This window comes from Arthrobacter mangrovi (genome assembly GCF_026011795.1).
GTDB classification, from domain to species: domain Bacteria; phylum Actinomycetota; class Actinomycetes; order Actinomycetales; family Micrococcaceae; genus Crystallibacter; species Crystallibacter mangrovi.
The window spans coordinates 12,609-26,501 of record NZ_BRVS01000030.1; the positions used below are offsets into that span (position 1 = coordinate 12,609).

The 13,893-nt window shown below is 67.6% G+C and carries 13 protein-coding genes and 1 riboswitch; of the genes, 5 read left to right on the forward strand and 8 right to left on the reverse strand.

All coding sequences use genetic code 11. The features are described 5' to 3' along the window. Positions 1 to 29 precede the first annotated feature (29 nt). Genes AHIS1636_RS18830 through AHIS1636_RS18840 form a run of 3 tightly spaced genes read right to left on the reverse strand, consistent with a single transcriptional unit; the run spans position 30 to position 2,979 of the window. Entirely contained in the window at positions 30 to 1,448 is a 1,419-nt protein-coding gene (locus AHIS1636_RS18830; RefSeq protein WP_264797396.1) for an amidase, read from the reverse strand. Next, entirely contained in the window at positions 1,445 to 2,218 is a 774-nt protein-coding gene (locus tag AHIS1636_RS18835; RefSeq protein WP_264797397.1) for a maleate cis-trans isomerase family protein, read from the reverse strand. The genes AHIS1636_RS18830 and AHIS1636_RS18835 overlap by 4 nt, the downstream gene beginning before the upstream one ends. Continuing rightward, positions 2,215 to 2,979, reverse strand: coding sequence for a maleate cis-trans isomerase family protein (locus AHIS1636_RS18840; RefSeq protein ID WP_264797432.1), 765 nt, complete (start codon positions 2,977 to 2,979; stop codon positions 2,215 to 2,217). Before AHIS1636_RS18840 ends, AHIS1636_RS18835 begins: the two co-directional genes overlap by 4 nt. Positions 2,980 to 3,068: 89 nt before the next feature. Between AHIS1636_RS18840 and AHIS1636_RS18845 the strand changes: the two genes are divergently transcribed. From AHIS1636_RS18845 to AHIS1636_RS18860, 4 genes are all read left to right on the forward strand, one after another. After that, positions 3,069 to 3,593: a DUF3830 family protein gene (locus AHIS1636_RS18845; RefSeq protein WP_264797398.1), complete on the forward strand. Its 525-nt coding sequence runs from the start codon at positions 3,069 to 3,071 to the stop codon at positions 3,591 to 3,593. A gap of 317 nt (positions 3,594 to 3,910) precedes the next feature. Beyond that, on the forward strand, positions 3,911 to 4,297 hold the full coding sequence (locus AHIS1636_RS18850; protein WP_264797399.1) for a hypothetical protein: 387 nt from the start codon (positions 3,911 to 3,913) through the stop codon (positions 4,295 to 4,297). Between the two features lie 330 nt (positions 4,298 to 4,627). Continuing rightward, on the forward strand, positions 4,628 to 4,855 hold the full coding sequence (locus AHIS1636_RS18855; protein ID WP_264797400.1) for a hypothetical protein: 228 nt from the start codon (positions 4,628 to 4,630) through the stop codon (positions 4,853 to 4,855). 123 nt (positions 4,856 to 4,978) lie between these two features. After that, complete coding sequence (locus AHIS1636_RS18860; RefSeq protein ID WP_264797401.1) at positions 4,979 to 5,170, forward strand: hypothetical protein; 192 nt, start codon at positions 4,979 to 4,981, stop codon at positions 5,168 to 5,170. Between the two features lie 69 nt (positions 5,171 to 5,239). Here the strand turns inward: AHIS1636_RS18860 and AHIS1636_RS18865 are convergent, their stop codons facing one another. Further along, a complete protein-coding gene (locus AHIS1636_RS18865; protein ID WP_264797402.1) occupies positions 5,240 to 5,704 on the reverse strand; it encodes a GatB/YqeY domain-containing protein in 465 nt (154 codons plus the stop codon). A 221-nt stretch (positions 5,705 to 5,925) separates the two neighbouring features. Between AHIS1636_RS18865 and AHIS1636_RS18870 the strand changes: the two genes are divergently transcribed. Further along, positions 5,926 to 7,746, forward strand: a complete 1,821-nt coding sequence (locus AHIS1636_RS18870) for a calcineurin-like phosphoesterase C-terminal domain-containing protein (protein ID WP_264797403.1) — start codon at positions 5,926 to 5,928, stop codon at positions 7,744 to 7,746. A gap of 99 nt (positions 7,747 to 7,845) precedes the next feature. Here AHIS1636_RS18870 and AHIS1636_RS18875 read toward each other — a convergent pair whose 3' ends face one another. The 4 genes from AHIS1636_RS18875 to cycA form a co-directional block, all read right to left on the reverse strand. Continuing rightward, on the reverse strand, positions 7,846 to 8,376 hold the full coding sequence (locus AHIS1636_RS18875; protein WP_264797404.1) for a hypothetical protein: 531 nt from the start codon (positions 8,374 to 8,376) through the stop codon (positions 7,846 to 7,848). Between the two features lie 343 nt (positions 8,377 to 8,719). Further along, a complete protein-coding gene (locus AHIS1636_RS18880; protein ID WP_264797405.1) occupies positions 8,720 to 9,571 on the reverse strand; it encodes a pyruvate, water dikinase regulatory protein in 852 nt (283 codons plus the stop codon). Beyond that, positions 9,572 to 11,980, reverse strand: a complete 2,409-nt coding sequence (ppsA, locus tag AHIS1636_RS18885) for a phosphoenolpyruvate synthase (RefSeq protein WP_264797433.1) — start codon at positions 11,978 to 11,980, stop codon at positions 9,572 to 9,574. Positions 11,981 to 12,047: 67 nt separating this feature from the next. Continuing rightward, positions 12,048 to 13,526: a D-serine/D-alanine/glycine transporter gene (gene cycA, locus AHIS1636_RS18890; RefSeq protein ID WP_264797406.1), complete on the reverse strand. Its 1,479-nt coding sequence runs from the start codon at positions 13,524 to 13,526 to the stop codon at positions 12,048 to 12,050. Positions 13,527 to 13,684: 158 nt separating this feature from the next. Next, positions 13,685 to 13,782, reverse strand: a riboswitch (glycine riboswitch). Positions 13,783 to 13,893 lie beyond the last annotated feature (111 nt).

The window sequence follows — 13,893 nt, forward strand, 5'->3', positions numbered from 1 at the left end:
CGCCTGGCGCGCAGCCTCCCCTGACGGGACTAGCCGCCGGCCAGCACCGGCGGCTGCGGCCACGGCCCCCGCGCCTGCTCGTAGGCGTACGCCGCCCGCAGCACCAGCGCATCCGCGTGCCGCGCCCCGACCAGCTGCAGGCCGACCGGCAGGCCGGAAGAGGTCAGGCCGCAGGGCACCGACACCGCGGGCTGCTGGGTCATGTTGAACGGGTAGGTGAACGGGGACCACTCGGCCCAGCGCTTCAGGCCCGACCCCGGCGGGACTTCGCAGCCGACGTCGAACGCCGGGAGCGGCATGGTCGGCGTCGCCAGCAGGTCGTACTCTTCGTGGAAGGCGCCCATCTGCCGGCCGAGCGCCGCCCGCACCGCGTTCGCGTCCAGGTACTCGTCAGTGGTGACGGCCTGGCCCTGGCGGCAGACCTCCAGCAGCGCCGGGTCCAGCTCGCCCCACCGCTCCTCCGGGTAGCCCCGGATCACCTTGCCCGCGCCGGCGAACCAGAGCGTGTGGTACTCCCCCAGCGGGTCCCGCAGCCGCAGGTCCACCTGCTCCACGTTCGCGCCGAGACCGCGAAGGAGCCCGACGGCGGCCTCCACCGAGGCGGCGACCTCCGGTTCGACGTGCGCATAGCCGAGGTCCGCGCTGTAGGCGATCCGCAGCCCGGCCACGCCCTCGCGCAGCCCGTCCAGGAATGAACCGCGCGGAGGGGCCAGCGCCGACCAGTCCCGGCTGTCGAAGCCGGCCAGCACATCCAGCATCAGCGCATTGTCCTCGACCGTGCGCGTCATGGGCCCGGCATGCGCCAGCGTGCCGTACGGCGTCGGCGGATACAGCGGGATGGTCCCGTAGGTGGGCTTCAACCCCACGATCCCGCAGAAGGAGGCCGGGATGCGGACGGAACCGCCGCCGTCGGTCCCCACGGACAGCGAACCCATGCCCAGCGCCACCGCCGCCGCGGAACCGCCCGAGGAGCCGCCGGACGTCTTCGACGGATCCCAGGGGTTGCCGGTATTGCCGGTCAGCGGGCTGTCCGTCACGCCCTTCCAGCCGAACTCCGGCGTGGTGGTCTTGCCCAGGAACACGGCGCCGGCCCGGCGCAGCGCGGCCACCGCCGGGGCGTCCTCGGTCCACGCCTGGTCCGGATCGATCAGGGTCGAGCCGCGCAGCGTCGGCCAGCCCCGGGTCAGCAGCAGGTCCTTGATCGAGGCCGGCACACCGTCCAGAGCGCCGGCGGGCTCGCCCTTCAGCCAGCGCGCCTCCGATTCCCGCGCGGCTGCGAGCGCCTCGTCCTCGGCGGTAAGGCAGAAGGCGTTGACCTTGTCGTTGAGCGTGCGGATCCGGGCCAGCGCAGCCTCGGCCGCCTCGACGGGTGAAACGGACTTCGCCCGGTAGCGGGCCAGCAGTTCGGCGGCGGACAGGTCCGCTAACGACGTCGTTGCAGCAGTCATGCCGGGTCTCCTCCTCTTGCGGGGGCAGTGTCCGCGGTCCGGAACAGCCGGCCCAGACCCTCGATGCGGCCCGGTCCGTCCAGTCTTCCGGCGATCCGCAGCCCCTCCCACACCGTTACCTGATTGGCGGTGAGCACGGTCTTGCCCACAGCCTCCTCCAACTCATCCAGCCACGCCAGCGAGTGCACCGCGGTATCCGGCACCAGCACGGCTTCGGCGTCCGGCCGGTCCGCGGCGGCCGCCATCCGCGCGATCTCCCGCAATCCCATGCGTCCGGCCTCGCCCGCTGTCGGAATGCCGCTGCTGTCCAGATTGACGACGGCGATCCCCGCCTCCGCGAGGAATGTCCGGAAGTGCCGGGCCAGGTCTTCGGGGTAGCTGGCCGCCACGGCTACCGCCCCCAGTCCCAGCCGCCGGACGGCGTGGACAAAAGCGAGGGAGGTGGACGACGCCGGGCGTCCCGCCGCCGCCGCGAGATCGGCGGCCTGCCGGCGGGCGCCGGCGAAACCGAAAACGAAGGAACCGGAGGTGCACGCCCACATGACGGAGTCCGGCCCGAACGCGGCCAGCTGCCGGACGCCGTCGAGCAGGTTGCCGGCGCTGCCCACCCGACGCAGGGTGTCAACGGTGTGCTGCACGTCGCCGCCGGCCGTGGTGACCAACGGCAGCCGCAGCCGGCCCGCCAGCCGCCGCTCGAGGTCGGGGAAGTCATCCTCCGCACCGACCCCGGGGTAGAGCAGCCCGATAACCGGGGCGGCCACCCGGTTCATCGCTTCGACCCGTCCGCCCGCACCGCGAGCAGCCGCTGCCCGGGCCCCGCCGGCTCCAGTCCGAGGTAGTCCAGCGCGGCCCACATGGCAGCCTGGTTGGCGGTGACGAGCGGCTTGCCCAGGTACTCTTCGAGCGGGGCGATCAGGTGGTAGGTCGGCAGGTTGGTGCAGGCGGCAACGACGGCCTCGGCCTCGGCGCAGTCCGCCGAGGCGATCAGTTCCGCCGTGCGGGCGTACGGAACCTTCCAGATTTCCCCGGCCAGGCCAAGCATCGAGGCACGGCGGACCTCCAAGCCGCCCTCCTCGAGGAAGTCCGCGAAACGCTGGGTGACGGCGGAAGTGTAGGGAGCGGCGATCGCCACCCGCCGGACCTTGAGCGCGGTCAGCGCCGCGAGGATCGCCCCCGAGGCCGTGACCAAATGGGGCAGCCCGGCGGCCCGGAACGCGGAGACCAGTTCCCGCTCCCCCGCCACCCCGTGGACGAAGGACGCGGAGGTGCAGGCGTAAACGTAGCAGTCCGGGGCAACAGCGCCGACCCTGCGGGATGTCTCGATAACCATCTCCGGGCGGGCGAGCTGCTCGGCCTGGGCAAGGTCGACCGGGGAGGGTTCGAACGGCGACCGCGCGAAGTAGAGGTCCGCCTGGCCCTCCGCCCACCGCCCCATTTCGTGGTCGAGCGCCATATCGTACGGGGCAACGACGCCGATCTTGCTGAGCACAACCGGCCCGGGAGGCACCATCGAGGACAGGTCTTCCAGCATATCCACCACCGCCCAAGATCGTTGATTGTTGACAATCCTAGGGGATGAGCCGCTAGGCTCGCATCAACTATTTCGGCGCTGGAGGATCCATGGACCGTTTCCTGAAGGTATCGCTCGAAAAGCGCGGGGTCGCCTGCATCGCCCGGCTGCTCGACGCCGAGGCGCCCCGGACGGCCGCGGCGGTATGGGACGCCTTGCCGCTGTCCGGGCAGGTCTTCCACGGCAAGTACGCCCGCAACGAGATCTACCAGCTGGTGCCGGCCTTCGCCGCGGCGGAGCCGGGCCCGGAAAACACCACCGTGACGCCCATCCCCGGCGACCTCTGCTACTTCACCTTCAACGCAGACATCCTCAACACCCCCTCGCATGGCTATGGAGCGGATGACACGGTCAGCACCCCGGAGGCCATCATCGACCTGGCCCTCTTCTACGGGCGGAACAACCTGCTCCTGAACGGGGACCAGGGCTGGGTTCCCGGAAACGTCTTCGCCTCCGTAGTCGAGGGACTGGACAAGATGGCCGCGGCCTGCCAGAGCATCTGGATGGACGGCGCCCGCGGTGAAACACTCACCCTGGCCCGCCACGAAGACGGCATCCCGAACGCGGACCAGTAGTTGGGGACGGGGCCGCGCACATCCAGATTGTCAAGCCCCAGTTTGGGTGTTGTTGGCCCTCAAAGTGCGGCTTTACTGTGGCTACACCACCGGAACGGCCGGTGGCGGGGAAAGGCTCGGGGGCGAGCATTCAATCCACTCGTTGGGAACCCGTGAGGGTTCCCAAAAGGACCGCCCAAACGTACGGCGGGAGGGTCCTGCACTATGAGGGCGGCACGCTTGATGAAGGGCCGGGGGCTCGTGCCGTTCGGGAAGCGGCACCGCGGGCGATGGGCCCACGTGCCGCCGGCTCCCGGCACCACGAGGAAGCCATCGCGATGAGAAAGTCACCCACGTGGCGGCTGCTGCTGCTCATGGCAGGAGTAGTGCTCGGCTTAATCGCGGGCCCGGGGGTTACGGCCCCGGCCGCTGCAGCCGGGTTCTCCCCGGCCGCCGCCCAGCGACTGACCTTGTCTGTCAACAGCAACGGCAGCTACGTCGTCCAAGGGAACAACTACAAGGACAACGTCGTCGACGTCTGGATCGTCAAGGTCAGCGGCCGCGACCGGGTCGTCGACCACCAGCGCGTCAGCCCCGGGGGCGACGACGCCTTCACGATCCGCGGCTGGGGCCTGGCCTGCAGCGAGACCTACCAGGCCGTGAGCTACAGCAAGAAGGACGATTGGGACCGGAGCGACCGCGAGCGCGTCCGCTGCGACCGCTGATCCGTCCCGAGCAGGACGGCCGGCACGGACCCACTGTGCACCGAATCGGCGCAGTCGGGGCAGTCGGGGCAGACAGGGAAGGAGGGAGGACCGGGTCCGCCGGTCCTCCCTCCTCGTCAGCCAGCGGAAATCCCGGCAACCGGGGCGAGTCGCGGGAATCCGGGTCTCTGGCTGCATCTACTGTCGCTGGCCGCACTTGGAAAAGCCTTGCATCGGACAGGCTGGCGGAATCTTGACGATTGCTGGCAGGAACCGCGGCCATGGAACGGGACCGGACCGGCGTTGATATCAGTGTCAACGCCACGCAGACCCGACCCGAAAGAAGGAGCCATGAGCCTCCAACCCGCGGAATACTGGCTGGACATGCACAACGCCGAACTGCGCCTCAGGCTGGCCGAAGCCGAACGCCTCCGACGCCGCAAAGAGGCCGGTGTGCGCCCGGCCCGGCGCAGCGCCCAGTGGCGGGCGCGGCTCGCCGCGCTCGCCGCCCGTTCGGCGGCCGGCGCCCGCCGCGGCAACCGGCCCTCCGCCGTCGGCCTTTCACCGTGCCCCGACTGACACCGTCCTTCCCGGCCGGCCGCCCTTCACCGGCCGCCGCCAGGACAACTGCCTCGTCGCGGAAGGCTGTCGGTTGCCGCCGGAAAGGAGGACGATTAAGGGACGAGGTGAAGGAGGTTCGCCATGTGCTATGCCTCGAACAAGGATTTCGGCTGGCGCTTCCGGAAGGAAGCGGCCGGCAAGCCGGAAAAACGCGATACGGATGATGAAATCCGCGTCGAGTCCTGGACCGCAGCGGATGACACCACGGTGCAGGCGTTCCTGGACAAGGCCACGGCTGGCGAAGAGGAAACGGCCAGCGACCGGACTCCCTAGCGGGCCCTCCGGCCGGGAGCAGCGAAGCCCCGCGGAAGAACCGCGGGGCTTCGCTATGGGCGGCGCCTGTTAGGCGAGGCGCTTGCGGACGATCTCGCTGACAGCCTTGCCGTCGAAGCGGCCGGCGACCTTCGCCGTCACGGGCTTCATCACGGCGCCCATCTGGCGCATCGACGGCTCCGTCCCATCCGCCTTCAGTCCGGCGATGACTTCGTCCACGATGGCTTCGACGTCGGCCTCGGACAGCGGTTCCGGCAGGTAGGCCTCGATTACTTCCGCCTCCGCAATCTCGGCCGCCGCGCGCTCGGCCTCGCCGGCCTCCGTGTAGATGCGGGCCGTGTCACGCCGCTTCGCCGCTTCCTTCTGCAGCACGGCCGTCGTCTGGGCGTCATCCAGTTCGACCGGTGTCTTGCCCGACTTCTCCTTGGTGCCGATTTCGCCCAGCACATTGCGCACTGTGGTCAGGGCAGTCTTATTGCCCGCCTTCATGTGGGCAACGACGTCGGCCTGAAGCCTTTCCTTCAAAGTCGCCATGGTGTCCCTCGCTTCTCTCGTCCAATCCTTACTCAGGATTCTCGCACCCGCACAAAGGACCGCGCACACCGGCGGGCGCGCGAACGCCGTCGGACGCGATTCGTAAAGCGTGCTTCCCATCCCCGTGGCTTGCGCTTGGTTAAGTGCTTACCCTGCGCTGAAACGGTGCCAGAGGCTGGCCAGTCCGGCCCGCCTCTTATCACCCGCTCCGGAGGTTCTTCGTGCGCCCCAATTCCCCCAAACGATCCGCCGCCCCGCTCGGCCTGGCCGCCGGCACCCTGGCACTTACCGTCGCCGGAAGCCTGCTCTCCCCCGCCGCGACTGCGGCTCCCGCCCAGGATCCGTCAAAAACAGGTTCCTCCGCCGCTGCCTTCCGGGGCAGCGTCGAGGTCGTCGAGGGTCCCGACGATGACCAGCAGGCCATCGACGGCGCCGTCTTCGACGACAAGAACAGGAACTCCAAGCAGGATGCCAACGAGCCGGGTGTCCCGGGAGCGACCGTCTCCAACGGCCGCGACGTTGCCACCACGGATGGCCAGGGCCGCTACGAACTGCCCGCGTTCGATAACATGACCGTTTTCGTGACGCAGCCCCGCGGCTACCAGGTACCCGTCGACGAGGACAACGTCGCCCAGTTCTTCTACCACCACCTGCCCGAAGGATCGCCGGAGCTGAAGTTCGGCGGGCTCGAGCCGACCGGCGCGCTGCCCGATGCTGTGAACTTTCCGCTGGCCAAGAGTGCACTGACCCAGTCCCCCGAGCAGCACTGCCTCATCGGCGGCGACATCCAGACCTACGACCAGGAAGAGGTTGGCTTCGCGAAGAACGGCGCCTTCGCCGATCTGGCTGCCCGCGACGACTACGCCGGCTGCGGCGCCCTCTTCATCGGCGACGTTGTCGGCGACGACCTCTCGCTGTACCCGCAGACCCGCGAGCTCGCCGGCATGCTGAACGGCCCCGCGCGCTTCCTGCCGGGCAACCACGACCTCGACTTCGATGCCACGAGCGGCGAGCATGCCTTCGATACGTTCAAGGCGAACCTCGGCCCCGACTACTACTCGTACGACGCCGGCAAGGCGCACGTCGTCGCGCTGAACACCGTGGAGTACCCGACCAAGCAGCCGGCGGCCAAGGGCGACTACAACGGCGCGCTGGACGAGCAGCAGCTCGAGTGGCTGCGCAACGACATCGCAAAGGTGCCGGACAACAAGCTGATCGTGCTGGCCGCCCACATCCCGCTGCTGGACTATGCGGACCAAGGCAGCGCCAAGCACCAGGTGGACCAGGTCGCCGAGATCTACGAAATCCTCGAGGGCCGCGAAGCCGTGGCAGTCGGAGGACACACCCACAGCATCGAGAACATGCGCGCCGGCGATTCCCTTGAGGGCTGGGACAAGCTCTTCGGCGTCAAGGGACTGCCCTTCCCGCACATCACTGCCGGCGCCATCTCCGGCGACTGGTACTCCGGACGCGCGGACGGCACTTATCCGCTGGCGGTCCAGCGCGACGGCGGCCTGCCCGGCGTCCTCACCCTGGACATCAAGAACAATACGTTCCAGGAGCGCTTCACGGTCCGCGGCGAAGACGACTCCCTGCAGATGGCCCTGGGCCTGAACACCCCGCGCTACCGCGACTGGTATGCCGCGAACCTCGCCAAGAAGGGCTCTGCGCCCGAGTTCACCGACCCGACGGCGGTCTCGAAGTCCGACCTGGCCGGCGGCACCTGGCTGACCACCAACTTCTGGATGGGCAGCACCGGCTCCACGGTCAAGGTGCAGATTGACGGCGGCGAGGCCGTCGAGGCCGAGCGCACCCAGAAGATGCAGGGCGAAGGCCAGCTCGTCGGGGCCGAGTGGTCGGACCCGGTCGCCGTGCAGGAACAGTTGGTCAACGGAGGCAGCCTTGCCGACCGGATGATGCACCTGTGGCGGCTCGAGCTGCCCTCCGACCTGAGCGTCGGCGAGCACACCGCCAAGGTCATTTCGACCGACGTCCACGGGCGCGAGTTCACCGAGAGCCTGAGTTTCCAGGTGACCGAGTAGCTTCCGGCCCGCACGAACCGGCACGGTGCCGGCGCCCGTCGGAGCCACTGCGGCTCACGGCGGGTTCCGGCACCGGCGCTTATCCACCATCGTGACCACTCACCGGTCGGGGTAGTTCACGAATCTTTGGACGTCGCGAAGCTGTTGCTGAAGCTCCTCTACGGCGCTCTTGTACCGGGCGAATTCCATCCTGCGGCACCTTTGTTCACGGTAGCTGGCCCACAGCGCGTAGATTCCCAGCGGGACTGCCGCCAGGCAGCCCCAGCCGGCCATCGTGAAAAAGTCGAGGGCCACGGGCACCGCCTGCTGGAAGCCGCGAAGATCATTCACCCCTCCGACAACATTGGCCATCAGTGAATCCAACCGCTTCAAATAGTCCCCGACCAGCGGCGTGGCCGACAGGGACGGCGCCGACAGGGGCGCTCCGGCGGGCCAGCGCGGGTCGATGGGATTGGCCAGCACATAAATGCCGGCCCCGACGCTGGCCGCCACAAAAACACCCGCCGCCCCGAGGGCGGTCCAATGCAGTTTGCGGGGATACCAAAAGCGCAGCAACAGCGCCGTCCCGAGAGCCAGAGACCAAATGAGGGTCTGCAACCCGCCGATGCTGATACCGGCAAGAATATCCACCTAGAACAACCGCCCTTACTGCGCCCGCGCTTCTTCCCGGCGACGCTGCGGGCGCACGCACAAAGGAGCCCCGGCCACAGCTGGCCGGGGCTCCTTCAATCTATCGAAAACGCTTCTAGATTGCCGAGGCGATCCAAATGATCAGGGCAATGGCGACCAGGATGCCGACGATTGTCCAAATAAGGTTGCTTCCGCGCATTGTGCTTCCTCCGTTCTCTCTATTCCCACCATTCTTCCCATAGAAAGCACCCTTATGGGTCGAAGAGGCCAAATCCGCCATGGTGGGCTGCCTCACGTCCCGGCTCCGGCCAGCGCAAACGCTGCCTGGCCGCCGTGCGGAAGCTCAATGATGCAGCTGCATCCGCTGGAGGATCGTGGCGGAGATTTCCTCGACCGACATCGAGGCGGAGTTCACGTACGGGATCTGGTTGAACCGGTACATCTCCTCGGCGTTGCGCAGCTCGTAGCTGCACTGGGCCAGCGAGGCGTAGCCGCTGTCGGGACGCCGTTCCGTCCGGATCTGGCTGAGCCGGACGGGCAGCGAGGTCAGGCCGAAGCACTTGCGGACGAACGGCCGCAGCGGCTCCGGCAGCGTCTGCTGGGCGAAGTCCTCTTCGACCAGCGGAAAGTTGGCGGCCAGGATGCCGTGCTGCAGGGCCAGGTACATCGTCGTCGGAGTCTTGCCGCAGCGGGACGGGGCGATCAGGATCAGCTCCGCGCGTTCCAGGGCGCGGATGGACTGACCGTCGTCGTGCTCTATGGCATACTCGACGGCGGTCATGCGCGACTGGTAGCGGATGGCGTCGCCGACGCCGTGGGCCTTGCCCGGCTCCCCGCTGGCCGGGGAATGCAGCGCGTCCTCCACCCGGCCAATGTGCGTGCCGAACAGGTCCAGGAAGTGCCCCTTGCTCTGCGACAGGATCTCGCGGATCTCCCGGTTGACGGCGGTCGAAAAGACGATCGGGCGCGGACCCGTGGCCGCGATGCCGTCGATTACCTCGATGACGCGGCAGGCCTCCACGGCGGTGGTGATGAACGGTATGGTGCGGCGTTCGAACGTGTGGCCCGGAAACTGGGTCAGCAGCGTGTTGCCCAGGGTCTCCGCGGTGATTCCGGTGCTGTCCGAAAGGAAGAAGACCACGGGGGCGGCGCCATGCGCGGCCCCCGTGGCTTCCTCATGCGTTGCCTCGGACACTCAGACCGCGGACTTGTCGCCGGTGCGGGCCAGGCGCAGCCAGGTCTCCGTCACTGCGTCGGGGTTGAGCGAGATCGACTCGATGCCCTGCTCCAGCAACCATTCCGCCAGGTCGGGGTGGTCGCTCGGGCCCTGGCCGCAGATGCCCACATACTTGCCGCGGGCACGGCAGGCGGCAATGGCCATCTCCAGTAGCTTCCGGACCGCCGGATTACGCTCGTCGAACGCACCCGCAACCAGCGCCGAGTCCCGGTCAAGTCCGAGGGTGAGCTGGGTCAGGTCGTTCGAGCCGATGGAGAAGCCGTCGAAGTAGTCCAGGAACTCGTCGGCGAGCAGCGCGTTGGCCGGCAGTTCGCACATCATGACGATCTCGAGGCCGTCCTCGCCGCGCCGCAGACCGTTGGCGGCCAGCAGTTCGGTGACGCCGCGGGCCTCCTCCAGGGTGCGCACGAACGGGACCATCAGCTTGATGTTGGTCAGACCCATCTCGTTGCGCGCGAACTTCAGGGCCTCGCACTCGAGCTCGAAGGCCTGGCGGAAGGACTCGGAGAGGTACCGGGAGGCGCCCCGGTAGCCGATCATCGGGTTTTCCTCGGTCGGCTCGAAGGCCGGACCGCCGAGCAGGTTCGCGTACTCGTTGGACTTGAAGTCGGAGAGCCGGATGATCACCGGCTCCGGGGCGAAGGCTGCAGCGATGGTGGAGATGCCCTCGGCGAGCCGCTTCACGTAGAAGTCGCGCGGCCCGTCGTAGGCGGCGATCCGCTCGCGGATCTGCTGGACCGTGTAGTCCGAGAGCGCGGCGGGGCGCTCAAGCTCGCCGTCCAAAGCCAGCAGCGCGTTGGGGTGGATGCCGATCTGGCGGTTGATGATGAACTCCAGGCGGGCCAAGCCCACCCCGTTGTGCGGCAGCCGGGCGAAGCTGAAGGCCTGCTCCGGAGTGCCGACGTTCATCATGATCTTCACCGGTGCCGGCGGCATCGTGTCCAGCGAGGTCTCGTGCAGCGTGTAGTCGAGCAGGCCCTGGTAGACCAGGCCGGCCTCGCCCTCCGCGCAGGAGACCGTCACGGGGGTGCCGTCGGCCATCACACGGGACGCGTTCCCGGTGCCGACCACTGCAGGGATGCCCAGCTCGCGGGCGATGATCGCGGCGTGGCAGGTGCGGCCGCCGCGGTCGGTGATGATGGCCGCGGCCTTCTTCATGATCGGTTCCCAGTCGGGGTCGGTCATGTTCGCCACCAGGACGTCGCCGGGCTCGAAGGATGCCATCTGGTCGATCGAGGTCAGCACGCGCACCTGGCCTGCACCGATGCGCTGGCCGATGGCGCGGCCCTCGGCCAGGACCTTGGAGCGTTCATTGAGGACGAAGCGGGAGAGGGTTCCGCTGGCCTTCCGCGACTCGACCGTCTCGGGGCGGGCCTGCAGGATGTAGAGTTCCCCGTCCACGCCGTCCTTGCCCCATTCGATGTCCATGGGCCGGCCGTAGTGGGCTTCGATGGCCATCGCGTGCCGGGCCAGCTGCTCGACCTCAGCGTCGGTGAGGCTGAAGCGGCCGCGCTGCTCCCGGGTCACCGGCACGAAATCGACGGTCCGGCCGAGTTCCTGCGATTCGGTGTACGTCATCTGCAGGGCCTTCTCGCCCAGTCCGCGCTTGAGGATCGCCGGCCGGCCCGCCGCGAGGGTGGGCTTATGCACGTAGAACTCGTCCGGGTTGACCGCGCCCTGGACTACGGCCTCGCCGAGGCCGTAGGAGGACGTGATGAAGACGGCGTCGGTGAAGCCGGATTCGGTGTCCATGGTGAACATGACACCGGAGGCGCCGATGTCCGAGCGGACCATGCGCTGGATCCCGGCCGAGAGCGCGACCTCGGAGTGCGTGAAACCGTGGTGGACCCGGTAGGCGATGGCGCGGTCGTTGTAGAGCGATGCAAAGACGTCCTTGATGGCCAGCAGCACGTTGTCGATGCCGCGGATGTTCAGGAAGGTCTCCTGCTGGCCCGCGAAGGAGGCATCCGGCAGGTCCTCGGCAGTGGCGCTGGAACGCACCGCCCAGGAAACCTCCGACTCGTTGCCGTGGCCTTCGGTCAGTTTGGCGTAGGCGCCCCGGACTTCCTCCTCGAACCCGGCCGGGAACGGAGCCTGGCGGATCAGGTCCCGGATGGCGGTGCCAGCCTTGGCCAGGGCCGTCACGTTGTCGCTGTCCAGGTCTTCGAGGATTGCTGCGATGCTGGCTTCGAGACCCGACTCCTGCAGGAAACGCCGGTAGGCGTCCGCCGTCGTCGCAAAGCCCTCCGGGACCCGGACCCCGGCCGTGGCCAGGTTGCCGATCAATTCCCCGAGCGAGGCGTTCTTGCCTCCGACCTGTTCAAGGTCGGCCAGCCCAAGTTCGGTGAACCAAAGAACGTCGGTCATAGTGTCGGTCATAGTGTGGTGCTCCTTTTGAGAAACAGCGCTAAACGTGTGGACAAAACTTTGATGGTTACTGGGCGTCCGCCGCGGCGGCCCGGCGGGCCTCGGCCTCAAGCTTCGCTTCGGCCTCGAGGTCGGCCTGGAACGCCTCGTAGCGGGCCAGGTGCGTCGGGCGGCGGCGCAGGATTGCCCAGGCGACGCCGAGGACGACGAACCAGACCGGGGTCACCAACAGGGCCGTGAGGGTGTCCGGCTGCGTGGTCAGCGCCCAGAGGACGAAGGCGAAGAACGCGAACACCACCCAGACCATGACTACGCCGCCGGGCATCTTGAACCTGGATTCTTCGTGCAGCCGTGCCCGGCGCTTCCGGAAGGCCAGGTAGCTGGCCAGGATGATCGACCAGACGAACATGAAGCAGACCGCCGAGACCGTGGTCACCATTTCGAACGCGAGGGCGATGTCCTTGCCGGCATAGAGGAGGACGACGCCGGAGAGCAGCAGGACGCAGGACAGGAACAGGGCGTTCTGCGGAACCTTGCGCGAGGAGAGGTTGCCGAAGATGGTCGGAGCGTCGCCTTCCTGCGCGAGGCCGTAGACCATACGCGAGGTCGAGTAGACGCCGGAGTTGGCCGAGGACATCGCCGAGGTCAGCACCACGAGGTTGATGATCGTGGCGGCCATCCCGAGCCCGGCCAGCGAGAACATCCCGATGAAGGGGCTGCGGCCCGCCTCGAACTCGGTCCACGGGGTGACCGACATGAGGATGATCAGGGCACCTACGTAGAACAGCAGCACACGGATGGGGATGGAGTTGATGGCCTTCGGGAGGTTCTTCTCCGGATCCTTGGCTTCCGCCGCCGTCGTTCCCACCAGTTCGATGCCAACGAAGGCGAAGACCGCGATCTGGAAGCCGGCCACGAAGCCCATGAATTCGTTCGGGAAGAAGCCGCCGTGGCTCCACAGGTTGCTGAAGGAGGCCGTACCGGCGGGGGTCTCGAAGCCGGTGAAGATCATGACCAGGCCCGTGCCGATCAGCGCCAGGATGGCGACGATCTTGATCATCGCGAACCAGAACTCGGTCTCGCCGAAAGCCCGAACGGTGGCCAGGTTCAGCAGCAGCAGGACGGCCACGGTGAAGATGCCCGGGATCCACAGCTGGATCCCCGGAATCAGTTCGTCGGCGTAGCCGGCAATGGCGATGACGTCCGCAATGCCTGTGACGACCCAGCAGAACCAGTAGGTCCAGCCGGTGAAGAACCCGGCCCAGGGGCCCAGCAGGTCAGCAGCGAAATCGCTGAAGGACTTGTAGTGGAGGTTGCTCAGCAGCAGCTCGCCCATCGCCCGCATGACGAAGAACAGCATGAAGCCGATGATCATGTAAACGAAGATCACGGAGGGCCCGGCTGCCGAAATGGTCTTTCCCGAGCCCATGAACAGGCCGGTACCGATCGCGCCGCCGATGGCGATCAGCTGGATGTGCCTGTTGGATAGCTGCCGCGCGAGATGCGGCGGCTCACCTGTGGTGGTGGATGCGTGGGGCGTAGTCATGAGGAACTCCAAGGTTCAAGTGGCACGGGCGCACCACGTTGATTCGGTTCCTCCCCGCTCTGTATTGGACCTGAGAGATTCCGCGCGCCCCTGCTTTCGCAGAAGCCGCTTGCACCGTCGGTGAGACAGGCTGCCGCCTGTCTGCTTTCCAGAGTTGCCTAGCCGCGGCGGTACGTGGGCCTGAGAGATTCCCGGGGAGGGTTTGCTCCTACGGCGCCTGCCGAACGTACCGGCAGGACTCTCCCGCCGCAGATTGTAAGCATTATTGACTTATGGGTGACTGGGATCACAACCTAGGGTAGAGTGCAGCCCGGCCTCCCGCAAGCGGGTTGCGTGAAGGGCGTCATATTTCGGAAAACAGGGTCGG